The organism is Streptococcus infantis (genome assembly GCF_019929575.1).
Lineage (GTDB): Bacteria > Bacillota > Bacilli > Lactobacillales > Streptococcaceae > Streptococcus > Streptococcus infantis_L.
This window is the reverse complement of sequence record NZ_JAHZPU010000005.1, coordinates 1-25,494: the sequence shown is the minus strand read 5'-3', so window position 1 is coordinate 25,494 and position 25,494 is coordinate 1. Positions and strand designations below refer to the sequence as shown.

33 protein-coding genes are annotated in these 25,494 nt (G+C 40.0%); 32 read left to right on the top strand and 1 reads right to left on the bottom strand.

Annotated elements, in window-relative coordinates:
• Positions 1 to 23: 23 nt before the first annotated feature.
• Positions 24 to 353, bottom strand: coding sequence for a helicase BlpT (locus K1I67_RS03070; protein ID WP_223338700.1), 330 nt, complete (start codon positions 351 to 353; stop codon positions 24 to 26).
• Between the two features lie 278 nt (positions 354 to 631).
• Here K1I67_RS03070 and K1I67_RS03065 point away from each other — a divergent pair, with 278 nt between their 5' ends.
• From K1I67_RS03065 to K1I67_RS02910, 32 genes are all read left to right on the top strand, one after another.
• Complete coding sequence (locus K1I67_RS03065) at positions 632 to 970, top strand: LytTR family DNA-binding domain-containing protein (RefSeq protein WP_223338699.1); 339 nt, start codon at positions 632 to 634, stop codon at positions 968 to 970.
• A gap of 4 nt (positions 971 to 974) precedes the next feature.
• A complete protein-coding gene (locus K1I67_RS03060) occupies positions 975 to 1,712 on the top strand; it encodes a response regulator transcription factor (protein ID WP_223338698.1) in 738 nt (245 codons plus the stop codon).
• 13 nt (positions 1,713 to 1,725) lie between these two features.
• Positions 1,726 to 3,075 carry a sensor histidine kinase gene (locus K1I67_RS03055; protein WP_223338697.1) on the top strand — a complete coding sequence of 450 codons (1,350 nt, stop codon included), beginning with the start codon at positions 1,726 to 1,728 and terminating at the stop codon, positions 3,073 to 3,075.
• A 101-nt stretch (positions 3,076 to 3,176) separates the two neighbouring features.
• The gene (locus tag K1I67_RS03050; protein ID WP_070460213.1) at positions 3,177 to 3,533 is read left to right on the top strand and encodes a hypothetical protein; all 357 of its coding nucleotides are present in this window, start codon (positions 3,177 to 3,179) and stop codon (positions 3,531 to 3,533) included.
• Positions 3,534 to 3,721: 188 nt separating this feature from the next.
• On the top strand, positions 3,722 to 3,874 hold the full coding sequence (locus K1I67_RS03045; RefSeq protein WP_223338696.1) for a hypothetical protein: 153 nt from the start codon (positions 3,722 to 3,724) through the stop codon (positions 3,872 to 3,874).
• Positions 3,871 to 4,251, top strand: coding sequence for an immunity protein (locus tag K1I67_RS03040; RefSeq protein ID WP_223338695.1), 381 nt, complete (start codon positions 3,871 to 3,873; stop codon positions 4,249 to 4,251). Before K1I67_RS03045 ends, K1I67_RS03040 begins: the two co-directional genes overlap by 4 nt.
• Positions 4,252 to 4,689: 438 nt before the next feature.
• A complete protein-coding gene (locus tag K1I67_RS03035; protein WP_223338694.1) occupies positions 4,690 to 5,292 on the top strand; it encodes a CPBP family intramembrane glutamic endopeptidase in 603 nt (200 codons plus the stop codon).
• A gap of 329 nt (positions 5,293 to 5,621) precedes the next feature.
• Positions 5,622 to 5,933, top strand: coding sequence for a role in replication (locus K1I67_RS03030; protein WP_223338693.1), 312 nt, complete (start codon positions 5,622 to 5,624; stop codon positions 5,931 to 5,933).
• A 214-nt stretch (positions 5,934 to 6,147) separates the two neighbouring features.
• On the top strand, positions 6,148 to 6,837 hold the full coding sequence (locus K1I67_RS03025) for a CPBP family intramembrane glutamic endopeptidase (protein WP_223338692.1): 690 nt from the start codon (positions 6,148 to 6,150) through the stop codon (positions 6,835 to 6,837).
• Positions 6,838 to 7,062: 225 nt separating this feature from the next.
• Positions 7,063 to 7,857: a cell cycle regulator CcrZ gene (gene ccrZ, locus K1I67_RS03020; RefSeq protein WP_000362994.1), complete on the top strand. Its 795-nt coding sequence runs from the start codon at positions 7,063 to 7,065 to the stop codon at positions 7,855 to 7,857.
• Entirely contained in the window at positions 7,854 to 8,489 is a 636-nt protein-coding gene (gene trmB / locus K1I67_RS03015; RefSeq protein WP_223338691.1) for a tRNA (guanosine(46)-N7)-methyltransferase TrmB, read from the top strand. The genes ccrZ and trmB overlap by 4 nt, the downstream gene beginning before the upstream one ends.
• A 118-nt stretch (positions 8,490 to 8,607) precedes the next feature.
• Complete coding sequence (gene rimP / locus K1I67_RS03010) at positions 8,608 to 9,096, top strand: ribosome maturation factor RimP (RefSeq protein ID WP_045614519.1); 489 nt, start codon at positions 8,608 to 8,610, stop codon at positions 9,094 to 9,096.
• A 42-nt stretch (positions 9,097 to 9,138) separates the two neighbouring features.
• Positions 9,139 to 10,275 (top strand): transcription termination factor NusA, encoded by a 1,137-nt coding sequence (gene nusA, locus K1I67_RS03005; protein ID WP_006144963.1) that lies wholly within the window; start codon positions 9,139 to 9,141, stop codon positions 10,273 to 10,275.
• A gap of 21 nt (positions 10,276 to 10,296) precedes the next feature.
• Entirely contained in the window at positions 10,297 to 10,590 is a 294-nt protein-coding gene (gene rnpM, locus K1I67_RS03000; RefSeq protein ID WP_006144965.1) for an RNase P modulator RnpM, read from the top strand.
• Positions 10,583 to 10,882, top strand: coding sequence for a YlxQ-related RNA-binding protein (locus tag K1I67_RS02995; RefSeq protein ID WP_045614517.1), 300 nt, complete (start codon positions 10,583 to 10,585; stop codon positions 10,880 to 10,882). Before rnpM ends, K1I67_RS02995 begins: the two co-directional genes overlap by 8 nt.
• 16 nt (positions 10,883 to 10,898) lie before the next feature.
• Positions 10,899 to 13,652 carry a translation initiation factor IF-2 gene (gene infB, locus K1I67_RS02990; RefSeq protein ID WP_223338690.1) on the top strand — a complete coding sequence of 918 codons (2,754 nt, stop codon included), beginning with the start codon at positions 10,899 to 10,901 and terminating at the stop codon, positions 13,650 to 13,652.
• Positions 13,653 to 13,902: 250 nt separating this feature from the next.
• Positions 13,903 to 14,253, top strand: coding sequence for a 30S ribosome-binding factor RbfA (gene rbfA / locus K1I67_RS02985; RefSeq protein WP_004251823.1), 351 nt, complete (start codon positions 13,903 to 13,905; stop codon positions 14,251 to 14,253).
• 153 nt (positions 14,254 to 14,406) lie between these two features.
• A complete protein-coding gene (locus tag K1I67_RS02980) occupies positions 14,407 to 15,186 on the top strand; it encodes a hypothetical protein (RefSeq protein ID WP_223338689.1) in 780 nt (259 codons plus the stop codon).
• A 101-nt stretch (positions 15,187 to 15,287) separates the two neighbouring features.
• Complete coding sequence (locus K1I67_RS02975; protein WP_000368732.1) at positions 15,288 to 15,521, top strand: DUF1858 domain-containing protein; 234 nt, start codon at positions 15,288 to 15,290, stop codon at positions 15,519 to 15,521.
• On the top strand, positions 15,521 to 16,855 hold the full coding sequence (locus K1I67_RS02970; RefSeq protein WP_223338688.1) for a DUF438 domain-containing protein: 1,335 nt from the start codon (positions 15,521 to 15,523) through the stop codon (positions 16,853 to 16,855). The genes K1I67_RS02975 and K1I67_RS02970 overlap by 1 nt, the downstream gene beginning before the upstream one ends.
• 9 nt (positions 16,856 to 16,864) lie before the next feature.
• Positions 16,865 to 17,119, top strand: coding sequence for a DUF1912 family protein (locus tag K1I67_RS02965; protein ID WP_004251830.1), 255 nt, complete (start codon positions 16,865 to 16,867; stop codon positions 17,117 to 17,119).
• Between the two features lie 235 nt (positions 17,120 to 17,354).
• The gene (locus K1I67_RS02960) at positions 17,355 to 17,645 is read left to right on the top strand and encodes a DUF4651 domain-containing protein (protein WP_223338687.1); all 291 of its coding nucleotides are present in this window, start codon (positions 17,355 to 17,357) and stop codon (positions 17,643 to 17,645) included.
• Complete coding sequence (locus K1I67_RS02955; RefSeq protein WP_006144978.1) at positions 17,642 to 17,959, top strand: thioredoxin family protein; 318 nt, start codon at positions 17,642 to 17,644, stop codon at positions 17,957 to 17,959. The genes K1I67_RS02960 and K1I67_RS02955 overlap by 4 nt, the downstream gene beginning before the upstream one ends.
• Before the next feature lie 9 nt (positions 17,960 to 17,968).
• Entirely contained in the window at positions 17,969 to 18,595 is a 627-nt protein-coding gene (ytpR, locus tag K1I67_RS02950) for a YtpR family tRNA-binding protein (RefSeq protein WP_223338686.1), read from the top strand.
• A gap of 41 nt (positions 18,596 to 18,636) precedes the next feature.
• Complete coding sequence (locus K1I67_RS02945; protein WP_070677048.1) at positions 18,637 to 19,398, top strand: SDR family NAD(P)-dependent oxidoreductase; 762 nt, start codon at positions 18,637 to 18,639, stop codon at positions 19,396 to 19,398.
• 75 nt (positions 19,399 to 19,473) lie between these two features.
• A complete protein-coding gene (locus tag K1I67_RS02940; protein WP_006144984.1) occupies positions 19,474 to 19,869 on the top strand; it encodes a single-stranded DNA-binding protein in 396 nt (131 codons plus the stop codon).
• Between the two features lie 229 nt (positions 19,870 to 20,098).
• Positions 20,099 to 21,043: a substrate-binding domain-containing protein gene (locus K1I67_RS02935; RefSeq protein WP_398577643.1), complete on the top strand. Its 945-nt coding sequence runs from the start codon at positions 20,099 to 20,101 to the stop codon at positions 21,041 to 21,043.
• Positions 21,043 to 22,359, top strand: coding sequence for a sensor histidine kinase (locus tag K1I67_RS02930; RefSeq protein ID WP_004251849.1), 1,317 nt, complete (start codon positions 21,043 to 21,045; stop codon positions 22,357 to 22,359). Before K1I67_RS02935 ends, K1I67_RS02930 begins: the two co-directional genes overlap by 1 nt.
• Before the next feature lie 6 nt (positions 22,360 to 22,365).
• Entirely contained in the window at positions 22,366 to 23,049 is a 684-nt protein-coding gene (locus K1I67_RS02925; protein ID WP_004251853.1) for a response regulator transcription factor, read from the top strand.
• Positions 23,046 to 24,344 (top strand): ABC transporter substrate-binding protein, encoded by a 1,299-nt coding sequence (locus K1I67_RS02920; RefSeq protein WP_223338685.1) that lies wholly within the window; start codon positions 23,046 to 23,048, stop codon positions 24,342 to 24,344. The genes K1I67_RS02925 and K1I67_RS02920 overlap by 4 nt, the downstream gene beginning before the upstream one ends.
• 140 nt (positions 24,345 to 24,484) lie before the next feature.
• Positions 24,485 to 24,922, top strand: a complete 438-nt coding sequence (locus K1I67_RS02915; RefSeq protein WP_000876218.1) for a PTS sugar transporter subunit IIA — start codon at positions 24,485 to 24,487, stop codon at positions 24,920 to 24,922.
• Positions 24,923 to 24,936: 14 nt separating this feature from the next.
• Positions 24,937 to 25,431, top strand: a complete 495-nt coding sequence (locus tag K1I67_RS02910; RefSeq protein WP_223338684.1) for a PTS system mannose/fructose/N-acetylgalactosamine-transporter subunit IIB — start codon at positions 24,937 to 24,939, stop codon at positions 25,429 to 25,431.
• The last annotated feature ends 63 nt before the right edge of the window (positions 25,432 to 25,494 follow it).

The following is a 25,494-nucleotide window of genomic DNA, read 5'->3' as shown; positions in this document are numbered from 1 at the left end:
CTGTCTCAGCTTCTTTTTAGTTACTACAGGATAATGGTTGGTCCATAGAGACTTAACTTGGTTTTGACTTGGTCAAAGTGAAAGCGGTCGTAGGCTCTCCAAGCGGCGCGAGTAGGAGCGTCTGGATTGAGAGCACTGAGGCCCATGAGAAGACTGGAAGTTTGGTAAAATTTTTCCAGCTCAATCAAGAATCGATTATCCACTGTCTCAGTTTTAGAGAGAAAGCGGAGGATATTGTCCAGTTGCTCCTGGAAACGGACATCGTCAGCTGTTGCCTGTTTGCAGACTTGGTAAGCTTTGTTTAACTCAGTTATCAGTGTCTGAGCTCTTTTGATTGGGTCTGTTTCCGTCATAAGAATTCCTCCTTTGTGATGGTTCTAAAGTTGTTTTAAGCCTTTGTCTTCTATAATCCTAGCCTATCACTTTTTACTCTTTTTTTACCTTCAAATCTTTAATTGTCATTGAAAGTTCCTGAATGGTAATTGCAGGATTTTATGATAAAATAATTGTAAGGTTATCATATTTAATTTTTAAAATACTTCGACACTTTAGGAATTTTTAAGAACCGTTTAGGATTTGGTGAAAAATAGTTTCTCGACTTATGGTATCCTCTCTTCAGGAGGTTTTATCCATGAACTATATCATCATCCAAAAAGAGAAAGAAATTTTCAAATTAAACATAAAGGATATCTACTACATCCAAACGCATCCAAGTAAAGCCCATACCGTGCAAATTGTTACAGAAAAAGCTAGCTTTGATTTGTTTCAAAATTTAAGCAAGCTTGAAAAACAATATGGGGAAACCTTAACAAGATGTCATCGAAATTGTCTGGTCAACCTTGAACGAGTAAAATCCATGGAACTCCAATCAAAGACTCTTTTTCTTGGAGAAGAAGGTCGATATGCCGTTCAGTATTCCAGACGTCGCTATAGAGAAATTTGCCAAAAATGGTTGAAACAAGGAGAGTAAGAAGATGAGAATATTTGTTTTAGAAGATGATTTTTCCCAACAGACTAGGATTGAAACGACGATTGAGAAACTTTTGAAGGAACATCATATCACTCCCAGTTCTTTTGAAGTCTTTGGGAAACCAGACCAACTGCTGGCAGAGGTGCATGAGAAGGGGGCGCATCAGCTTTTCTTTTTGGACATTGAGATTCGAAACGAAGAGATGAAGGGTCTGGAAGTGGCTAGAAAGATTCGGGATCGGGATCCTTATGCCCTGATTGTCTTTGTGACGACTCACTCAGAGTTTATGCCCCTGTCCTTTCGCTACCAAGTTTCAGCTTTGGACTACATTGATAAGGCCTTGTCGGCAGAGGAGTTTGAATCTCGTATCGAGACAGCCCTCCTCTATGCCAATAGTCAAGACAGTAAAAGTCTAGCGGAAGATTGCTTTTATTTTAAATCAAAATTTGCCCAATTTCAGTATCCCTTTAAAGAGGTCTACTATCTCGAAACGTCCCCAAGACCCCATCGTGTTATTCTCTATACCAAGACAGACAGGTTAGAATTTACGGCTAGTTTAGAGGAGGTTCTCAAGCAGGAACCCCGTCTCTTGCAGTGCCATCGCTCTTTTCTAGTTAATCCAACTAATGTAGTTCGTTTGGATAAGAAAGAAAAACTCCTTTTCTTTCCCAATGGTGGAAGCTGTCTGATCGCGCGTTATAAGGTCAGGGAAGTGTCTGAAGCTATCAATAACTTGCATTGAGTTAGGAGAACTTATGTATAATATTTGGATTATATTGTATACACTTGTTACTCAGGGACTAGAAATTGTCATTTTTTTTAAGGTGGATGGAATTGGTCTCACTTTTGAGAGAATTTTTAAGGCTTTTCTTTTTAAGATACTATTGGCCTTTGTTTTTGTAATGATTAGCTATATAGTAGGAAATACTTACCTATCTTATTTTATGGAACCCTTGTACGGCATCGGCTTATCTTTCTTATTGTTAAGAGGGTTTCCTAAAAAACTCCTTGTCTTTTATGGTCTCTTTCCAATGATATTAGTGAATCTCTTTTATAGAGGCGTTTCCTATTTTGTGTTTCCATTTTTGGGGCAAGGAATAGTAGATAGAGATGGCAATCCTGCCTTTTTATTGATTATGTTTTTCGTTTGCTTCATAGTTTTAGTTTTTTTGAAATGGTTGGACTATGATTTCGCAAACTTGAGAAAGGAGATTCTCGATAAAGATTTTCAAAAGTCCTTGACTAAGATTAACTGGATAATGGGAGCCTACTATCTAGTGATGCAAAGTCTGTCTTATTTTGAATATGAACAGGGGATCCAATCAACGACTGTTCGCCATCTGATTCTGGTATTTTACCTGCTCTTTTTTATGGGGGTTATCAAGAAGCTGGATACCTATTTAAAGGAAAAACTTCAGGAAAAACTGAACCAAGAGCAAACATTGCGCTACAGAGATATGGAACGGTATAGTCGGCATATAGAGGAGCTTTATAAGGAAGTTCGGAGTTTTCGCCATGATTATACCAACCTCTTGACCAGCTTACGTCTGGGCATTGAAGAGGAGGATATGGAGCAGATAAAAGAGGTCTACGACTCCGTCTTAAAGGACTCCAGCCAGAAATTGCAGGACAATAAATATGACCTGGGCAGATTGGTGAATATTCGGGATCGTGCCCTTAAAAGTCTCCTAGCAGGAAAATTTCTAAAAGCCAGAGAAAAGGATATTGTCTTTAATGTCGAAGTTCCTGAAGAGATTCAAGTCGAGAGTATGAGTCTGCTTGATTTTCTGACTATTGTGTCTATCCTTTGTGACAATGCCATTGAAGCTAGTGCAGAGGCCAGTCAACCTCATGTTTCAATCGCATTTTTAAAAAATGGAGCACAGGAGACCTTCATCATTGAAAACTCCATTAAAGAAGAGGGGATAGATGTTTCTGAAATCTTCTCATTTGGAGTTAGTTCTAAAGGGGAGGACCGAGGTGTTGGTCTCTATACCGTCATGAAGATTGTGGAAAGTTATCCCAATGCCAGTCTCAATACCACCTGTCAAGATCAAGTCTTTCGTCAGGTTTTGGCGGTTCATTTGCTGTCAACTTCTGATTAGAAAATGTGTGAACAAGAGGACCTAGGCATTTTAGATTGAAAAACATTGCAACGATTTATCCTGATCCAGCCTGACTTTGTATAATATACGAGGAAAAATAAATGAACCAGAAATCTTATTTTATAGCTTGTTCTGTACTGATCATCCTATCCAATCTTCTCATGTTTTCTCTAGTCAATGAGGGAGAAGGTACAGGAGCTAATCTGATTATAATTGTTTCGACCTGTGTCTTGCTGCCAGCCTTTCTACATGCAGTTGAAAATCAGCAGACATCATTGGTAAGGGCAGAATCCTTGCTCCTCATTCAGATGGCAGTGGTGTCCTTAGTCCGTCTCATCAGCCGAATAGAGAGGACACCTGAAATCTTACATACAGGCCTCACCCTTCTAGTTTTAGCAAGCTGGGTAGCCTTTATCCTCCTAGCTATCATGAGAATGTATCAGAAAAAAGGGAAGTAAAGTTAAGTACATTTTGATTTGTTAGGTTTTATTAGGGCAAGCATATTTTCCCTGCTTGCTTTTTTCATTTTTTCTACAATTTAGGAGGTTTTGATGACCATTTATGATTTTGAGGAATTAAGTTCAAAAGGAGTGCTATACTGGCAGTGTAAAGGTTCTTGTTCAACAAATATTTAGGAGGAAGTCTTATGAAGAAAAAAATACTTGTCATTTTCATCTTGTATCTAATCATGTCTCCGCTTGGGGGGAGTATTTGGTATCATTTATTTTATACCATAGCCTATCTGATTGCAGTTATAATCTATTTTGCTTTAATGAGAAAGAAAGGAGCAAAGAAATGAAAACTTTTCTTGCTAAAAAACGGAACATCTTCCTTGCGAGATTGTTCCTAGGTCAGTTACCTGTACTGATCTCTACTTATTTATTTCTCTCTCGTCAGTTTTTGCATTTTTCCTTAGTTTTTCAATTGCTTTTAGTGGTTGTTAACTTGGCTTCTATTTTGGTGATTGTTTACCTCACTAGGGAAATGAGAGTGAGAAAGTTTGAAGATGATGATTTGGTTAGTCCTAGAACCAATCAACTTATGTTCATCGGCTTGACAGGTTTTATGTCTATTATTTGTTTGTATAGAGGTATGACAGCAGCCGAATCTTATCAGCAACTGATTGGCTATATTGGTGCCGTTCTATGCTTGATTATCATGCTTCTGCTCATTTGAGGTTTGAAGTATTATAAAAAGTAGGGGCTAACGCAGTTTTTGCAATTTAAGATGTCTCGATGACCATTCAAGATTTGGATGCAAAACCTAAAAAAGCAGTGCTATACTAAGAATTGCAAGGATATCAAAGCCAAACAAAACTAAAGGAGTGAATCTTATGGTGAAAAAAATAGTTACGATTCTTGTGTTGTATGTAATCATGCAAACTTGTCATTATCCACTTAGGGGAAATGAGTGGTATTATGTAATGGATGCACTAGCATACTTTGCTTCGGTTTATATCCTCATTCAGTTCAATAAAAAAATGGAGAATAAACCACTTTGAATCTTGTTTAAAAGAGGATTTTTATGGCTTTAGAATAGATCATCTAAATTGGATGGATGATTTTAAAATAATATCTGCATTTTGATGACTCTAATAGGAGAGAGGTTGTGTTTATGACCATTTTTAATAAATGTCATGCCGTGTTTGTTGGATTTTTAGCCTATGTAATAGTCGCTACAGTAGGTTATACCATCAATCAAGGGGATTATTTTCAAAATGAGTACTTATTTATTATAATAAATACTTTCTTGATTTCACTGAGTGTTGCTTATGCGAAGTGGTTTGATATGATTTCGCTTAGAAGTTTAACGAAAAAAGAAGTTCTGCTTTTTATTGGAATCTTTCTTCTTTGCGTGCTGGTAAATATAGGCTATCATGCTTTTTTCTCAGTTTCTTCTGGTGCAGGATATCAACACCTTGAAGCTGCTAGTACAGGAATTTCCTTATCCTTTATTGCAAGTGCGACAGTTTTTGGGCCTATTCTGGAGGAATTTGTTTTCAGAGGAATCCTTCAAGGTGCAGTTTTTGATAATTCTTGGTTGGGGCTTGTACTGACTGCCTCTCTCTTCTCTTTCTTGCATGCTCCTTATGATGTTCCTTCGTTTATCTATTATCTATTTGGAGGTTTCATGCTGGGCTTTGCTTATAAAAAGAGCCAAAATCTATCGGTGTCTATTTTAGTGCATATCTGTTACAATTGTTTATCATTTTTCTAGTAGTTGACAGTGGTTAAATTTACAAAGGAATATCAAGCATGGTCAGTTAGCATCATAGTGACTAGGGAACTGACCTGGTAGATGTGAAATCAATAGATGGAGGAATCATATGAAAAAGTATGTGTATTTTTTAGATTGCTTTGCCCGAGTTGTAGTGATATTGATATCGCTTGTTCTTTGTATAAGAGTACTCATGATTTCTAATGAACTCTGGAGAAATGTTCTTGTACTGGTGAGTACTCCTGTTACGATCTATAGTCTAGTAACACATAGACCAGGCAAGAAGAACATAAAAACTCTGTGAGAGTTCTGAAAGAAAGATTAAAAAGATGCAAGCAAAATATAAAAATCAAATAGTAGAAGTTTGGGAAATTGGTAAAGATACACCGAAACCAAGTTGGGTAGAAGACGCCTTTCAAAAGAACTACATTGTCTGGCTAGACAATCATGTCCGAATTTTAATGGCAGGACTTCAGTCTTCTCTTGCAACCAATCTCAAAATTGGCCTAGTCGGAACGGCAGGAGGAGGTTTTGCTGGTTATAGTATGTATGTCCTTGGCTATCCAGGAGATTATCTTGACCTTACAAATCATAGAGTGGTATCTGCCGCAACTTTTCATCGAGACTATCAAGCTTTATAAAATGATTAGTTAGAAAAAAGATGATGGTTTATCATTTTGAAAAGAATTGACTGCCTAGATGATGAAAAATATAAAGTTTTTAACAGCAACAAAAGTACACAAGGGTAGATGTATTTGCTTATCAAAGTCAAGGTGATAGCTACCGAGACTGAAAGCTGGAGGATTAAATGATAATTGTTGACAGTTACGATAGCAAAGCTATGAAGGAGTTTCTATGAAAAAATATTCTATTCTTTTCAAAACAAGTGCAGTCCTTTCTTATTTATTTTTGTTTTTCGGATTGTTTTGGACAACCCAATTTTGGAGAAATTATTGGGAGTTCTCGTCTTGGGTAGGAAATGTCATCTGGATTCGAAACATCATCAGCCTTCTCTTTATCGGCCTGATGGTTTGGATTTTGATCAGGTCGGGTCATGCTTATCTCTTTTGTATCCCTAGGAAAAAGTGGTTGAGCTATTCTGTTCTGACGGTGTTAGCAGCTGTCGTGCTTATCTGCTTTAACTATCTGACAGCTAAACACGTTCAGGGGACAAACGAAAGTTGGAATTTGTTTATTGTCTATAGTGAGACGAATTTTGCAGAGTTCGGTGTTTACCTAACCTTAATCGTACTAGGACCTCTGATGGAAGAATTGGTGTGTAGAGGACTACTTCAACATGCCTTCTTTAAGAATTCAAGATGGGGACTGGATATTCTATTTCCGTCAGTTTTGTTCGCCTTACCTCATTTTTCAAGTTTTCCTAGTCTACTAGACCTTCTGGTTTATACAGCAGTTGGATGTATATTTGGTGGTTTGACACGCTATACAAAGACTATCTATCCATCTTACACGATTCATATTGTTAATAATATCATTGCAAACTTACCATTTATCATGGCTTTTTTGCATAGGGTATTTGCATGATGAGAACCAGTTAAAAGCTTGAATTATCAGATTAAGCATAGATTTTTTCCTTACAATTTTCTGCTAAAAAAATTGAATGATCAAGGCTAGGCAGATCTCTCTGCTTGCCTTTTTCTTTTAACAAGATTGGATAAAGGGCTTTTATTTGAGAATCAGGTCGGGACTGGTTGACGAATAAGCTAAAAACTAGTAGAATAGTAAGGAAACTTTATACGGAGGAAAGAAATGGACTTGGGTGATATTGAGCTAACGCTGACCCCTATACCTGGGAAAAGCGGAAAAGCTTATATGGGAAGCTACCCTGATGGGAAGCGCGTCTTTATTAAAATGAACACCTCTCCAATCCTACCTGGTTTAGCCAAGGAACAAATCGCTCCTCAATTATTATGGACTCGCCGTTTATCGGATGGGCGTGATATGTGTGCCCAAGAATGGTTGAATGGTAAAATTTTGACCCCTTATGATATGAATCGCAAGCAGATTATCAATATTTTGAGCCGCTTGCATCGTTCGCGTCCTTTGATGACGCAATTGACTCGTTTGGGCTATTCTTTAGAAACACCTTTTGACTTGCTTCAGGCTTGGTTAAAAGATGCTCCAGAATCCTTGAAGAACAATCAATATCTAAGAATGGTAGTAGAGGATTTGCGAGGAAGTTTGCCAAACTTTAGGGAAGATTATGCAACGATCGTTCATGGAGATGTACGACATAGTAATTGGATTGAGACAGAGAGCGGTCTTGTTTATTTAGTGGATTGGGATTCCGTTCGTTTAACGGATCGCATGTTTGATGTAGCGCATATGCTATGTCACTATATTCCAGACTATCAGTGGAAAGAGTGGTTGACTTATTACGGTTACAAATACAACCAAACAGTCATCAACAAACTATTTTGGTATGCTCAGTTATCCTTCTTGAGCCAGATTGCCAAATATTATACAAATGAAGATCTAGAAAATGTCAATCGGGAGATTTATGCCTTGCGTATCTTCCGTGACAAGTATGGAAAGAAGAGATGAGAGTTAGAAATCGTAAAGGGGCAACAGAATTACTAGAGGCTAATCCTCAGTATGTTGTCTTAAATCCTTTAGAAGCCAAAGGGAAATGGCGAGATTTATTTGGAAATGACAATCCTATCCATGTTGAGGTTGGTAGTGGTAAGGGTGCTTTTGTGACAGGTATGGCCAAGCAAAACCCTAATATCAACTATATCGGGATTGATATTCAAAAGTCTGTTTTGAGTTATGCCTTGGATAAAGTCTTGGAAGTTGCTGTACCCAATATCAAGTTGTTGTGGGTAGATGGCTCAGATTTGACCAATTATTTTGAAGATGGTGAGATTGACCGCCTCTATTTGAATTTTTCGGATCCTTGGCCCAAAAAGCGCCATGAAAAGCGTCGTCTGACATATAAGAGTTTCCTAGATACCTTTAAACGAATCTTGCCAGAACATGGTGAAATTCATTTTAAAACGGATAATCGAGGGCTCTTCGAATATAGTCTAGTAAGTTTTTCACAATATGGAATGAAGCTCAATGGAGTATGGTTGGACTTGCATGCTAGCGACTTTGAAGGTAATGTTATGACTGAATACGAGCAAAAATTCTCTAGCAAAGGTCAGGTTATCTATCGAGTCGAGGCAGAATTTTAAGAAATAGCTTAAAATCAAGTAGTTTAAGTGCTTATGCTTTACACAGGTCCTTAAATGTGCTATACTTATAGTAAGAATATGAGAAAGTGAGGCGGAGAAATATCTTCGCCTCTTGCTCATGAGGAGGTGTTGTCCTATCGCAACAATTGTTGAATTAGTAACAGAACTTATTGAACCGGCAATTCAAGCTCCATTTGAATTGGTGGATGTCGAATATGAAAAGGTTGTAGGAGATTATGTTCTAAGTATCTTTGTTGATAAACCAGGCGGTATTACTTTGAACGATACGGCAGATTTGACAGAAGTGATTAGTCCTCTGTTGGATCAGATTCAACCAGATCCATTCCCAGAACAGTACTTCCTAGAAGTGACTAGCCCTGGCTTGGAGCGTCCTTTGAAAACCAAGGAAGCTATAGATGGAGCAGTTGGGAAATACATTCACGTTGGTCTTTATAAGGCCATCGACAAGCAAAAAATCTTTGAGGGAACCTTGTTGGCCTTTGAAGACGATGAGCTGACTGTGGAATATATGGACAAGACACGTAAGAAAACAGTCCAAATTCCATACAGTTTGGTATCAAAAGCACGTTTGGCAGTAAAACTATAGAAAAGAAAGGATAGCTTTTGAAAATTCAAAAGTAAAAAGAACATGAGTAAAGAAATGCTAGAGGCCTTCCGCATTTTGGAAGAAGACAAGGGAATCAAGAAAGAAGATATCATCGACGCAGTAGTAGAATCACTTCGTTCTGCTTATCGTAGACGCTATGGTCAATCAGACAGCGTAGCTATTGACTTCAACGAAAAAACAGGTGACTTTACAGTCTATACTGTCCGCGAAGTTGTTGATGAAGTATTTGATAGCCGTTTGGAAATCAGTTTGAAAGATGCTCTTGCCATTAATTCAGCCTATGAGCTTGGTGACAAAATCAAATTTGAAGAAGCACCAGGAGAGTTTGGTCGTGTAGCGGCTCAGTCTGCGAAACAAACCATTATGGAAAAAATGCGCAAGCAAACACGTGCCATTACCTACAATACATACAAAGAACATGAACAAGAAATCATGTCAGGTACAGTAGAACGCTTTGACAACCGTTTCATCTATGTCAACCTTGGTAGCATCGAAGCCCAATTGTCAAAACAAGACCAAATTCCTGGAGAAGTTTTTGCTTCTCATGATCGTATCGAAGTCTATGTTTACAAAGTTGAAGACAACCCTCGTGGAGTTAACGTCTTTGTTAGCCGTAGTCATCCAGAAATGATCAAACGTTTGATGGAACAAGAAATTCCAGAAGTATACGATGGAACCGTTGAAATAATGAGCGTAGCTCGTGAAGCGGGTGACCGTACCAAGGTTGCAGTTCGTAGTCACAATCCTAACGTTGATGCTATCGGAACAATTGTAGGACGCGGTGGTGCAAACATCAAGAAAATCACTAGCAAATTCCACCCAGCTCGCTACGATGCTAAGAGCGACCGCATGGTACCTGTAGAAGAAAACATCGACGTTATCGAATGGGTGGCGGATCCAGCTGAGTTTATCTACAATGCCATTGCTCCTGCAGAAGTTGACCAAGTTATCTTTGATGAAAACGACAGCAAGCGTGCCTTGGTTGTTGTACCAGATAATAAACTTTCTCTTGCAATCGGTCGTCGTGGACAGAACGTTCGCTTGGCAGCTCACTTGACTGGATACCGTATCGATATCAAGTCTGCAAGTGAATTTGAAGCTATGGAAGAAGCAGGTCAGGTTGATTTTGCTGACACAGACGAATTGACAGAAGAATAAAAGCCGCAAGAGGAGGGAAAGATGAAAACAAGAAAAATCCCTTTGCGCAAGTCTGTTGTTTCCAACGAAGTAATTGATAAGCGAGATTTACTCCGTATTGTCAAGAACAAAGAAGGGGAGGTCTTTATCGACCCGACAGGCAAGGCTAATGGCCGTGGCGCTTATATCAAGCTAGACAATGCAGAAGCCCTAGAGGCTAAAAAGAAAAAAGTCTTTAACCGTAGCTTTAACATGGAAGTTGAAGAAAGCTTTTATGACGAGTTGATCGCCTATGTTGATCACAAAGTAAAAAGAAGAGAGTTAGGACTTGAATAAGCAAAAAGTAAGTAATCTTTTGGGACTTGCTCAACGAGCAGGGAAAATTATCTCGGGTGAAGAAATGGTTGTCAAAGCCATTCAGGAACAGAAAGCTAAGCTGGTATTTCTAGCGCATGATGCTGCTCCCAACCTGACCAAGAAGATTCAAGATAAAAGTCACTATTATCAAGTAGAAGTTGTAACCGTGTTTTCAACACTGGAATTAAGCATAGCAGTTGGAAAATCAAGAAAGATTTTAGCTGTAACAGATGCTGGATTTACAAAGAAAATGAGGTCTCTTATGGAATAGAAGAGGAGGACATGATTTGTCTAAGAAAAGATTGTACGAAATCGCGAAAGAACTTGGAAAAGAAAGTAAGGAAGTTGTAGCGCGTGCAAAAGAGTTGGGCTTGGATGTAAAAAGCCACTCATCAAGTGTGGAGGAAGCAGCTGCTTCAAAAATTGTAGCAAGTTTTAAACCTGATCCTGCTCCAAAGGTAGAATCGAAACCCGTGGCCCCAAAGCCAGTTGTCACTAAGGAAGAGGCAAAAACAGTAGCACCTGTTGCCCCTAAAGAAGAAAAAGTGGCACCAGCAAAACCACAGAGTCGAAACTTTAAGGCTGAGCGTGAAGCACGTGCAAAAGAACAGGCTGAACGACGCAAGCAAAATAAGGGCAATAACCGTGACCACCAGCAAAATGGAAATCGTCAAAAAAAAGATAACCGTAATGGTGGTAAACAAGGTCAAGGGAATCGCGACAACCGCCGATTCAATGATCAAGGTAAAAAACAACAAGGTCAGCAAAATCGTGGAAATGATCGCCGTCAACAAGAGGACAAACGTCCAAATCAAGCAGGCCCACGTATTGACTTTAAAGCCCGTGCAGCTGCTCTAAAGGCAGAGCAAAATGCAGAATATGCTCGTTCAAGTGAGGAACGCTTCAAGCAGTCTCAAGCTGCCAAAGAAGCCTTGGCCCAAGCAAATAAACGCAAGGAGCCTGAGGAAATCTTTGAAGAAGCCGCTAAGTTGGCTGAACAGGTACAGTCAGTTCAACCAGTGGTTGAAGTAGCTCCTGCAGCTAAAGAATCTGTAGTGGATACACGTCGTAAGAAACAAGCTCGACCAGACAAAGAACGTGATGATTTCGATCACGAAGAAGATGGTCCTAGAAAACAACAAAAGAATCGAAGTAGTCAAAATCAAGTGAGAAATCAAAGAAATAGTAACTGGAACAATAACAAAAAGAATAAAAAAGGCAATAACAAAAACAACCGTAACCAGGTACCAAAACCTGTTACAGAGCGTAAGTTCCATGAATTGCCAACAGAATTTGAATATACAGATGGTATGACCGTTGCGGAAATCGCAAAACGTATTAAGCGCGAACCAGCTGAGATTGTTAAGAAACTCTTCATGATGGGTGTGATGGCGACACAAAACCAGTCCTTAGACGGTGAAACAATCGAACTCCTCATGGTTGATTACGGTATTGATGCTAAACAAAAGGTTGAAGTGGACAATGCTGATATCGAACGTTTCTTCGCTGAAGATGGTTATCTCAATGAAGATGAATTGGTAGAGCGTCCACCAGTTGTTACTATCATGGGACACGTTGACCATGGTAAGACAACCCTCTTGGATACCCTTCGTAATTCTCGTGTTGCAACAGGTGAAGCTGGTGGTATCACTCAGCATATCGGTGCCTACCAAATCGTGGAAAATGGCAAGAAGATTACCTTCCTTGATACACCAGGACACGCGGCCTTTACCTCAATGCGTGCGCGTGGTGCCTCTGTTACCGATATTACTATCTTGGTCGTAGCGGCAGATGACGGGGTTATGCCTCAGACGATCGAAGCCATCAACCATTCAAAAGCAGCTAACGTTCCAATCATCGTTGCCATCAACAAGATTGATAAACCAGGTGCCAACCCAGAACGTGTGATCGGTGAATTGGCTGAACACGGTGTCATGTCAACAGCTTGGGGTGGAGATTCTGAGTTTGTAGAAATCTCAGCTAAATTCAACCAAAATATCGATGAACTCTTGGAAACTGTCCTTCTTGTGGCTGAAATTCAAGAACTCAAAGCAGACCCAACAGTTCGTGCTATCGGTACTGTTATCGAAGCCCGTTTGGATAAAGGTAAAGGTGCGGTTGCAACCCTCCTTGTTCAACAAGGTACTTTGAACGTTCAAGATCCAATCGTTGTAGGAAATACTTTCGGACGTGTCCGTGCCATGACCAACGACCTTGGACGTCGTGTTAAGGTTGCAGGACCATCAACACCAGTATCTATCACTGGTTTGAACGAAGCGCCAATGGCAGGTGACCACTTTGCTGTTTACGAAGATGAAAAATCTGCTCGTGCAGCTGGTGAAGAACGTGCTAAGCGTGCTCTTATGAAGCAACGTCAAGCTACACAACGTGTCAGCCTTGAAAACCTCTTTGATACCCTTAAAGCTGGTGAACTCAAGTCTGTTAACGTCATTATCAAGGCAGACGTACAAGGTTCAGTTGAAGCACTTTCTGCCTCACTTCAAAAAATTGATGTTGAGGGTGTGAAAGTTACCATCGTCCATGCGGCTGTCGGTGCCATCAATGAATCTGACGTGACTCTTGCCGAAGCTTCAAATGCCTTTATCGTTGGTTTCAATGTGCGCCCTACACCGCAAGCTCGTCAACAAGCAGAAGCAGACGATGTAGAAATCCGTCTCCACAGCATCATCTACAAGGTGATCGAAGAGATGGAAGAAGCCATGAAGGGTATGCTTGATCCAGAATTTAAAGAAAAAATTATTGGTGAAGCGATTATCCGTGAAACCTTTAAAGTCTCTAAAGTGGGAACAATCGGTGGATTTATGGTTACTAGTGGTAAAGTTACCCGCGACTCTAAAATCCGTGTTATTCGTGATGGTGTTGTTATTTACGATGGTGCTCTAGCTAGCTTGAAACACTATAAAGATGACGTCAAAGAAGTTACAAACGGCCGTGAAGGTGGTCTCATGATTGATGGCTACAATGATATCAAGATGGATGATGTGATTGAAGCCTATGTCATGGAAGAAATTAAACGCTAATTATTTTTGCTCCTTTCTTAGGTGATGTGGGACGCAAGCAAACCGATGGTTTCATTGCTTATTTTTGAGCCTAAAGTCTCAAAAATCCCCAGTGATTGAACTGAATTATCAGCCCAATCACTTTCACCACGGCGAAAGAAGCAGATGAATTCAAATTGAACTTCGTTTCAATTTGAATTGAAAATCAATGAGTTTAAAATAGCTAGGTCTGCTGGCCTAGCTTTTGATTCAATAGAGAGGAAGGAATAGCATGGGAAATCATTTCCGTACGGATCGTGTAGGCATGGAAATCAAGCGTGAAGTCAATGAGATTTTACAAAAGAAAGTCCGTGATCCTCGTGTCCAAGGAGTGACCATCACAGATGTTCAGATGCTAGGTGACTTGTCTGTAGCTAAGGTTTACTACACCATTTTGAGTAATCTTGCTTCAGATAATCAAAAGGCCCAAATTGGCCTTGAAAAAGCAACCGGAACTATCAAACGTGAGCTTGGTCACAATTTGAAATTGTATAAAATTCCAGACTTGACCTTCGTCAAAGACGAATCCATCGAGTATGGAAACAAGATTGACGAAATGTTACGCAATCTGGATAAAAAATAAGAAAGAGGGGTAACCCTCTTTTTTGTTTAGAAGAAGGAGGGTATTCTAGACTTAAAGGCTAATCAGAAAGAAAAAATAAGTTCTTAAAATTTCTTTTATGGAGCAAATATGATATGATATAGTTCAAATTGAAAGAAAAAGAGAAGAAACTAGATGTCTAAACAAGATTTAGCTATGCAAGTATTGCAAAAAGTCGTGAAACTCCCTGTTGTTAAAGTTGATCGTTCAAAATTTTTAGTAGATAAATTTTCCAAACTATTAGACCCAAAAGATATTCCTCGATTACTAGAAGAGGGACCAACAGCCTTGTTATCCCAGGATATTTTAGATAAAGTTGCCGATTCTTGTATTAAGGATAATGTTCTATTGGCGAGTGGAACTTCTGTTCTTGCAGGTATTCCTGGTGGTCTAGCCCTTGCAATCACCATTCCAACTGATGTTGCTCAGTTTTATGCTTTCTCCTTAAAACTAGCGCAAGAATTGGGATATATTTATGGCTATGATGATCTTTGGGCTTCACGAAATGAATTGAGTGAAGAAGCCAAAAATACGCTCTTGCTCTATCTCGGGGTCATGCTTGGGGTCAATAGTGCTGGAGCCCTCCTTCGAGCTGGGGGAGTATCAGTTGCTAAACATGTCATGAAGACAGTTCCCCAGAAGGCTTTGGCTAAGACTTTGTGGTATCCCATTTTAGAAAAAGTTTTGAAAATTTTTGGGGTGAATCTGACAAAGGGAGGCTTTGCAAAAGGAATGGGCAAATTTATCCCAATCCTAGGAGGTGTCGTTTCAGGTGGTTTAACCTATACGACTATGAAACCTATGGGTAAAAGTTTGCAAAGAGAATTATCCAAACTAGTCAATTATAGTGAAGCTCAGTATCAAAGAGATGTAGAAACGATTCGAAAAGAAGCAGAAATCATCGAAGTAGAGTAATGGGAAGAAACTAGTAGGCTTGTACTGCTAGTTTTTTTATCCTAGCCCTTGTGGTATAATAAAAAAAGAAAATCTAGTGTGAAAACAGAATGGAGGTTGTGATGGATAATATTATTGACGTATCTATTCCCGTTGCGGAAGTGGTGGATAAACATCCAGAAGTTTTAGATATTTTGGTTGAGCTTGGTTTCAAACCACTTGCAAATCCCTTGATGCGTAATACTGTAGGGCGAAAAGTTTCGCTCAAACAAGGTTCCAAGCTTGAAGGGACTCCTATGGATAAGATTGTGCGTACGCTTGAAGCAAATGGTTACGAAGTGATCGGGTTAGACTAATGACAGATGAACGTATTCATATCCTGCGGGATATTTTATTAGAATTGCATAATGGAGCCTCTCCAGAGTCCGTTCAGGAACGCTTTGATGCGACCTTTACTGGTGTATCTGCTATCGAGATTTCCCTCATGGAGCACGAGTTGATGAACTCTGACTCAGGCGTAACCTTTGAAGATGTCATGGAGCTATGTGATGTGCATGCTAATCTCTTTAAAAATGCTGTTAAGGGCGTAGAAGTTGAGGATACCGAGCATCCTGGTCACCCTGTGCGTGTCTTTAAGGATGAAAATTTAGCTCTCCGTGCTGCCTTGATTCGAGTCCGTAGATTGCTCTCGACTTATGAATCTGTGGACGATGAGGAGATGCTGGTTGAGATGCGCAAAGGCTTGGTACGTCAGATGGGGCTTGTTGGTCAATTTGATATCCACTACCAGCGTAAGGAAGAGCTCTTTTTTCCTATCATGGAACGTTATGGACATGATTCACCTCCCAAAGTCATGTGGGGAGTTGATGATCAGATTAGGGATCTCTTTCAAACAGCCTTAGTGGCAACTAAGTCGCTCCCAGAAGTGCCAATTTCCACCGTAAAGGAAGCTTTTGAAACTTTTGCGACAGAGTTTGAAAGTATGATTTTTAAGGAAGAATCAATCCTTCTCATGATTCTGCTTGAATCCTTTACCCAGGATGACTGGATTCAGATTGCTGAGGAAAGTGATGCCTATGGATATGCTATTATCCGTCCGTCTGAGAAATGGGTTCCTGAACGTCAACCTTTTGTTGAGGAAAAAAGTGTAGAAGAACCAACTCAGCTAGAAACTGTAGATGGGCAAGTTCAGCAAGTGATCGATACACCAGAAGGTCAGTTTACAATCACCTTTACACCAAAGGAAAAGGAAACGGTGCTAGATCGCAATAGCCAGCAGGCTTTTGGCAATGGCTATCTCTCAGTTGAACAGGCGAATCTTATCCTTAATCATTTGCCGATGGAGATTACCTTTGTTAATAAGGATGATATTTTCCAGTATTATAATGACAATACTCCAGCGGATGAAATGATTTTCAAGCGGACACCGTCTCAAGTTGGACGAAATGTCGAACTATGCCATCCACCAAAATATTTGGAGAAAGTCAAAGCGATTATGCAAGGCCTTCGTGAAGGGAAAAAGGACAAGTACGAGATGTGGTTCAAGTCAGAATCACGTGGAAAGTTTGTCCATGTCACTTATGCAGCTGTCCACGATCAAGCAGGAGAGTTTCAAGGTGTATTGGAATATGTTCAGGACATCCAAGCCTACCGTGAGATTGACACGGACTATTTCCGTGGATTAGAATAAGGAGAAAAAATGAGTTACGAGCAAGAATTTATGAAGGAATTTGAAGCCTGGGTTAATACCCAGATTATGATCAACGATATGGCTCTTAAAGAAAGTCAAAAGGTCTATGAAGAAGATCAAGATGAGCGCGCTAAAGATGCCATGATTCGCTACGAGAGTCGCTTGGATGCCTACCAGTTCTTACTAGGTAAATTTGAAAACTTCAAAGCAGGCAAGGGATTCCATGATTTACCAGAAGGTTTGTTTGGCGAGAGAAATTATTAATGTTTAGAATTTAGAAAGGAGGCTGGGACAAAAGTCCTAGCCTCTCAATTGTCTTTGGATTGTCGAGCAAGACGCAGTGGTTGAGTGGGCTCTACTACGCTGATTTCATCAGCTTTTACAGCCCTACTCAACTGTGCGGAGGTGGGACGACGAAATCGAATTCTAACGAATTACCGATTTCTGTCCCACTCTCTTTTTCATTGTTCCTTGAGCCTTTTTGTGTTACAATGTTAGCATGAAAATGAAAAATATTATTAAAACAGGTTTAGTCGTGGCAGGGCTTGGAGCACTTGCCTTTGGTGCTAAGAAAGTAGCTGATGATCACAAACTCATGAAGACACAGGAAGAGTTAACGGCTATTGTGCGTGACTATTTCTCAGAAATGGGTGAGATTGGGACTCTCTATGTCCAAGTGTACGAAAGTAGCCTAGAACGTCTTGTTGGTGGTGTCATTTTTGAAGATGGTCGTCACTATACCTTTGTCTATGAAGATGAAAATCTCATCTACGAGGAGGAAGTCTTATGATTTCTCCTAAAAATATAGAAGAATTAGCAAATCTAGTAGAGCAGGATGGCAAGAAGGTCTTCCTTTTTGTTGCGGATTGGTGTGGCGATTGCCGTTATATCTATCCTGCCTTACCAGAGATTGAAGAGGCAAATCCAGAGTTCACTTTTATACGGGTAGACCGAGATGAGTACATGGAACTTGCTAAACTTTGGGATGTATACGGGATTCCAAGTCTTGTTGTTTTAGACAAGGACAAGGAGATTGGACGTTTTGTCAATCGTGACCGTAAAACCAAGGGGCAAATCAATGACTTTTTAGCAAGTTTGAAATAGGAGAAAAGAATGATTTTTACATATAATAAAGAACATGTCGGCGATGTCCTTATGGTCATCGTGAAAAACAGTGGAGATGCCAAGCTAGATGTTGAGCGTAAAGATAATGTAGCGCGTGTTTTCCTAAAAGAAACTGGTGAAACTGTCGCATGGAACATTTTTGAAGTTTCTAGCATGTTTGAGATCGCTGAGCGCGGTCAAGTCTTTTTAACTGACGAGCAAGTAGCACGTTTGAACCAAGAATTGCAGGTTCAAGGATTTGCTGAAGAAATCATCAACGACAAGGAACCCAAATTTGTGGTTGGAGAAATTGTAGAAATGGTTGCGCATCCAGATAGTGACCACCTCAATATCTGCCAAGTTGCTGTTGGGAATGACAAAACAGTACAAATCGTTGCTGGTGCTCCCAATGCACGTGTTGGTTTGAAAACCATTGTTGCTCTTCCTGGAGCCATGATGCCAAAAGGAAATCTCATTTTTCCAGGGGAACTTCGTGGGGAAAAGAGTTTTGGGATGATGTGTAGTCCTCGTGAACTTGCCTTGCCAAATGCTCCCCAAAAACGTGGTGTCATTGAATTATCAGACGACCAGGTAGTTGGAACACCCTTTGACCCAGCTACACACTGGACTGCTTAATCACTAAAAGTGGTTTATAATCTTTGCTTGAGGGAAATAAGATGGCAAAAAATGTAGTCATTACAGGTGCAACATCAGGTATTGGTGAAGCAATTGCGCGTGCCTATCTAGAAAAAGGTGAGAATGTTGTACTCACAGGGCGTCGAACAGAAAGACTCGAGGTTCTAAAAAACGAGTTTACAGAAGCCTTTCCAAATCAAAAAATCTGGACCTTTCCGTTAGATGTTACAGATATGTGCATGGTAAAAACTGTTTGTTCAGAAATTTTAGAAACTGTTGGTCAGGTTGATATCTTGGTCAATAATGCTGGACTGGCTCTAGGCTTGGCTCCTTATCAGGATTATGAAGAGTTGGATATATTGACCATGCTGGATACCAATGTCAAGGGTTTAATGGCGGTTACACGCTGTCTCTTGCCTTCCATGGTAGCAACTAATCAAGGGCATATTATCAATATGGGTTCTACTGCAGGGATTTACGCATATGCTGGTGCAGCAGTCTATTCAGCAACCAAGGCTGCAGTCAAAACCTTTTCAGACGGGCTTCGGATTGACACCATTGCGACAGATATCAAGGTGACCACTATTCAGCCAGGAATTGTAGAAACTGATTTTTCAAAAGTTCGTTTCCATGGAGATGAGGCACGGGCGGCGACGGTCTATCAGGGACTTGAAGCCTTACAGGCGCAAGATATCGCAGATACTGTAGTTTATGTGACCAGTCAACCACGACGAGTACAAATCACAGATATGACCATCATGGCCAATCAACAAGCAACTGGATTTATGATTCATAGAGATTAATATTATTTTTAAAAAAGTTACAAATCTTGTAACTTTTTTTCTTTTCCTTCGAATAGATAAGTAGGAGGATGAAAAATGTATAATAAAGTTATTATGATTGGACGTTTAACGTCTACACCAGAATTGCACAAAACCAACAATGACAAGTCAGTGGCTCGTGCGACTATTGCTATTAATCGTCGTTTCAAGGACCAAAATGGGGAACGTGAAGCTGACTTCATCAATATTGTTGTTTGGGGGAAACTTGCTGAAACCTTAGCTAGCTACGCGACTAAAGGCAGTCTCATTTCTGTCGATGGGGAGCTTCGTACCCGTAAGTTCGAGAAAAATGGTCAGACCAACTATGTGACCGAAGTTCTCGCTACAGGCTTCCAACTTTTGGAAAGTCGTGCTCAACGTGCTATGCGTGAAAATAATGCTGGTCAAGACTTAGCAGATCTGGTTTTGGAAGAGGAGGAGCTTCCTTTCTAGAATCAATTATAGAAAAAAGCTGGTTCGTTTATAGACTGGCTTTTTCTATTGTTTCTAGTTTTATTGTTCGGAAATTACTTCTTAAAATAGGTCAAATAAATGTCCTTGTACAATAAAATCAAGCATTTTTTTTGAAAAAGTAGTAGAATAAAGTAATATATATTCAAAATTTTCAGAAAAGGAATGAAATTTGAAGGAAAATAAAGAGAAAAAAGAATTGTTGAAATGGATGATAAAGCGTATATTACTGCTGATTCCAGTTGTCTGTATTCTCTTTTGGATTTTTGGCCGTTGTCAAACAAGTGGCATCAAGGATCAGACTAAAATTGGTGTAACCTATATGACCATGAACAATGAGTTCTATAAAAGTATTCATTCGGAAATTAGTCGAATTTCCGATGAAAGAGGAGCTCTTGTTTGCGTCCGAGATCCAGAATTGGATGAAGAAAGGCAGAGCCAGCAGATTGATGATTTTTGTGCTCAAAAAGTTGATGTGATTGTGATCAATCCGGTCAAGGGGGATAGCCAGTCCATTTTAACTGCTCTTGAAAAAGCTAGAAAACAAGGAATTAAAATCATTGCAGTCGATACCCAATTGAAAAATTTTAAGCCCGATGCAAGTATTGTATCTGATAACTACCAAGCGGGAGTAATGATTGCTAAAGAGCTCATGAAACGTTCTTCTAGCGCTCGAGTCCTCCTTTTGGAGCATAAAGGGACTGTCTCAGCAGATACGCGGATTCAGGGGTTTAAAGACACTATAGAGGGGCACAGTTCTTATCAGATTGTATCGGAACTAGAAACCAAGGGGCAAACGGAGATTGCCATGCCGGCTGTCCAGAATTTTTTACAATCAGGGATTGAAATTGATACCTTGGTTGCCTTAAATGACCGCTCGGCTATAGGAGCTTTAGCTGCAATTAAGGAGCAAGGAAATAGCCAGTCCATTGCAATTTATGGAATCGATGGCTCACCAGATATGAAATCCTTGTTGCACTCGACGGATGATGTAGTGGGAACCGTTGCTCAATCTCCCTTGAAGATGGGAGACCGTGTTATGGAAGTTATCCAAGATATTTCTGAAGGGAAGAGCTATACCAAAGAGGTGATCATTCCAGTTGAAATGATGACAAAGGAAAACATTGATCAGTTTGATGTGAATGGGTGGCAGTAATGAGAAAGTTTAGAGGTGTTCGATACAGTTTGGCCATTCTTATGGTCGTGAATTTTATTGCTGTTATGCTCAACAGCATCATCTATCTTCAAGCAACCAACTATATCATTGCTCAACGCCAAGCCTCTCTATTATTGGAGCGCCTAGAGCGTATTCCTTTTGCTCCATCTACGACTTTTTGGTTGTCAGCAATCTTATTTGCTGGGATTGCCTTAATCTCAATGAGTCGTTATAGACCTCAAACAAGTCGATGGTCCATTTTTGATAAGAGGAATCTTCTAGAGATTCTCCTGATGTTACTGTTGATGTGGGTTCAGAACATAGCTTATAACGGGCTCATTCTCTTGGTTTTTGCAGATATCTTCTATGGCTCCAAAGAGTTGAATACCAAGAGAGATCGGAAGTATTGGTTTGCCTTTATCCTAGTGAGCTTCTTGATGCTCCTTGTAACCAATTCAGACGTCTTTTCGCTTTTCTTCCCAATTCCTTCTCTTGATACCTATATTCATTTTTATCCTGAATCTATCCGTATTTTGGCCTTTTTCTTAAAGAATTCCCTCTACGCCTTGAATATGGTACTCTTCATTATTTCACTTTTATTTTATATCATGAATGTCCTTGCGGAAAACCATGAAGTTGAACAAGAGCTGGCCATGGTGTCCAAGGTTAATACCGAGTTGAACAACTATATGGCCTTATCTGAGAAGATTGCAGAGGATCGGGAGCGCAAGCGGATTGCTCGGGAGATTCACGATACCTTGGGACACGCGTTAACAGGGATTTCAGCAGGTTTAGATGCTGTCGGGGTCTTGATTGATATCAATCCAAGTCGTGCCAAAGAGCAGGTAAAAAACGTATCAGAAGTCGTCCGTGAAGGAATCCAGGATGTGAGAGGCTCTCTCAATCGCCTTCGTCCAGGAGCCCTTGAGGAGCGAACTCTCAAAGATGCTTTAGAAAAGACAATCCGCGAGTACCAAATTCTTTCAAACTTGCAAGTTGATCTCAACTATGAATGGATCGATGTCGATATGGACGTCATGATTGAAGATACAATCTTTCGTGTGATACAAGAGTCTATGACTAATGCGGTTCGCCACGGTCATGCCAGCCACATGGACCTCCATTTTTTTGAGGACGAAGAAGATTACATGATTGAGTTGCAGGATAATGGAGTTGGGTTTGAAACCTTGACCTATGGCTACGGACTCAAACAGATGATGGAGCGTATTTCAATTCTAGGAGGCCAGCTTCAATTTGAAAGTCGCGATGGATTTTTCACACGTGTTAGTTTACCAAAATATAAAGAAGGGAGATAATAGATGATGATAAAAGTAATGGTGGCGGATGACCAGTCCTTGATTCGAGAATCTCTGAAAATTATTTTGTCGGCCTACTCAGATATTGAAGTGGTAGCCACAGTGGAAGATGGGAATCATGTCTTGTCTAGCATTCCACACTCGCATCCGGATTTAATCTTAATGGATATTCGGATGCCAGGCATGGATGGGGTTTTGGCTACAAAAGAAGTAAAAGAGCACTATCCGGATATCAAAATTATTATTTTAACAACCTTTGACGATGATGAATTTATCTATAGTGCGCTCAAGTATGGTGCTTCAGGGTATCTCTTAAAAGGAGCCTCGACAGAGGAGCTTTATGAAGCTATTAAGGTGGTGCATCAGGGAGGAGCAATGATCAACCCTGATATCGCAAGCAAGGTCTTTCAAATTTTCTCGCAAATGGCCAAATCAAATTTCTCTATTGCTGTGGATGAGGATAACGTTAAGGATTTGAGCACGACGGAATGGCGCATTATCCAAGAGATTGGCTATGGTGAGTCAAATAAAGAGATTGCGGCTAAACTCTTCTTATCAGAAGGAACTGTTCGTAATTACTTATCAACGATTTTGTCGAAATTAAACCTAAGAGATCGAACGCAATTAGCGATTTGGTCAGTCCAAACAGGAGTGACCCGACGTGATTTTTCAAAAGGAAATACGGAATGAAATTGAAGCGAAAGCAACTTTGTTTAGGGATTTGTCTCCTTTTTATGCTCTCTTTGAGTGCTGGTTTTTATTGGTGGAAACAGCAACCGACCGTCCTTCATATAGGAGTTTATGCAGGCTCTAGTTGGGATGTACCGACCAGTCAACGTTCTCATGCATTGGATCTTGCGATCCAAAAATTTGAAAAGTCCCATCCTAATGTCCGTGTGGAATATGAAAATGGAATTCCGCAGTCGGAATATTCAAACTGGCTCTCAGAAAAAATTGTATCAGGAAAGACCCCTGATGTGTTTATGGTTTCTGAGCAAGATCTGTCCTTATTGGCGGCACGTGGCGTTCTAGAAAAGTTAAATGGCTATATGAATCAAGAAGACCAAGCTGCTTTTTATCCTGTTGCATTTGAATCAGGCGTCTATCAGGGGCAATCCTATGCCTTACCTTATGAAAGTAATCCTATTTTGATGTGTGTCAATAAAGATTTGCTAGACAAAGAAGGCATTGAGGTTCCCAAGGAAGGTTGGAGCTTGGAAGAGTTCTATACAATTTGTAAAAAACTAACCAAAGATACCAATGGAGATGGTCAATTGGATCAGTTTGGGAGTACAGAATATACATGGAAAGAAGCTTTGGCAGCAAATGGGGGTAGTCTTTTTCAAGGAGGGATGCTTAAACTTACGGCTCCAGAAGTCAAAGAGTCTTTGACTTTTTTACAAAAATTGGAAGAGTTGAATAAGAACTATAAGGTGAGTTCCAAAGATTTTGACCAGGGGAAAGTCGCTTTTTATCCCATGACTTTGGCTCAATATAGAACCTATAAACCTTATCCTTACCATGTTTCAAAATATTCAAACTTCACCTGGACCTGTATTCCTATGCCTGCTAAGTCAAAAACTACCAAGGCGACTTTGGTTACGACGACTTCTTTTGCCATGTCTGCTCGGACTCCTCATTCCAAGTTAGCTTGGGAATTGATGCAATTGTTGACAGAAGATCCAGAAATTCAACAACTCCTCTTTGCTCAATCTCAAGGGATTTCCGTTATGCCACAGGTGGTCCAAAGTCAATCTAGTAAAGATCTTCTACAGGTAGATGATTTTGGCACGGATTCCTTGACCAATCAGACCTTGAATCGTATCATGGAACAAGCTGTTGAAAGTAGTCCCAAGAATGTCTCTAAAGAAATGTTGGAAAAGCTGGACTACTTGATTGGCAATGCTTTGCGCGATCAAGATGTCGAGAATCGCTTGCCTCAAATTCAGAGGGAAATTGAAAGTAGTCTTCAGGTAGGAGTTTAAAGAAAAATAAGATGACATTGTGTCAAGTGACAGATGTCATTTTTTTGTTGCTAAATGTCATGTTTATCATGTGACATTTGACAATATAAAAGCGCTTCCAAATATTCTACAATAGAGTCAAATAAAGGAGGTGTAGCAAAATGAAATATCTCATTTTAGTCAGTCATGGTGGATTGGCAGAAGGACTAAAAACATCGCTAGCTATGTTTGCTGGTGACAAGATAAATCAGGTCATTGCAGTTGGACTTAAAGAAGGAAAATCGGTCGATGACTTTGCAGTTGACTTTAGAGAGAGCATTTCAGAATTGACAGCAGATGATTCTGTGCTGGTCTTGGCAGATATTGTAGGTGGTAGTCCATTAACCACGGCAGCCACTGTCCTAGAAGAAGCTGGAAAGCTAGATGGAGCTTTGATCCTTGGTGGGATGAACCTGACCATGGCTTTGACAGCAGTTGTGATGAAGGATGTGTTGGATGGAGACGATTTGTCAGCAACTATCTTATCAGAAGCACAGTCTGCACTACAACCTTTTGAAGTTTCAGCCACTAGTGCTGAAGAAGATGATGACGATATTTAATAGGGAGGTACCTTATGGTAGTAACATTTGTACGGATTGATGACCGCATGATTCACGGTCAAACAGTCACACGCTGGGCAAAAGAAAAACCATGTGATGGTTTGATTGCCGTAAACGATGCAGCAGCATCAAACAAGGTTTTGATCCAAGCTTACAAAGGAGCATCAGACAAGAAAACCTTTGTATGGACAAAAGAAGCCTTTAAAGAAAAGTCAGCAAAAGTAACGGAATCTGACAGTCGGTACTTCTTGATTACCAAAAACCCAATCGATATGAAGGAAATTTTGGTGGATCAAGGTTTTGTCCCAGGAGATGTTAAAGAAATCATCGTTGGCCCTGCAAATGATCGACCTGGTGCAGTGAAATTGGGCAATAACCAATCCATCACCCAGGAAGAAGCAGAAGCCTTTCAGGCAATTCAGGCAGCAGGTTACAAGGTTAAATTCCAATTGTTGCCGGATGTTTCAATTGGTTACTGGGATGATTTCAAATCTAGATTCTGTCAATAATTTTGTGTAAACACTCAAGTAAAGTTGCGGAGTGTTAATCAAATAAGCTTTCAAGTGTGTCAG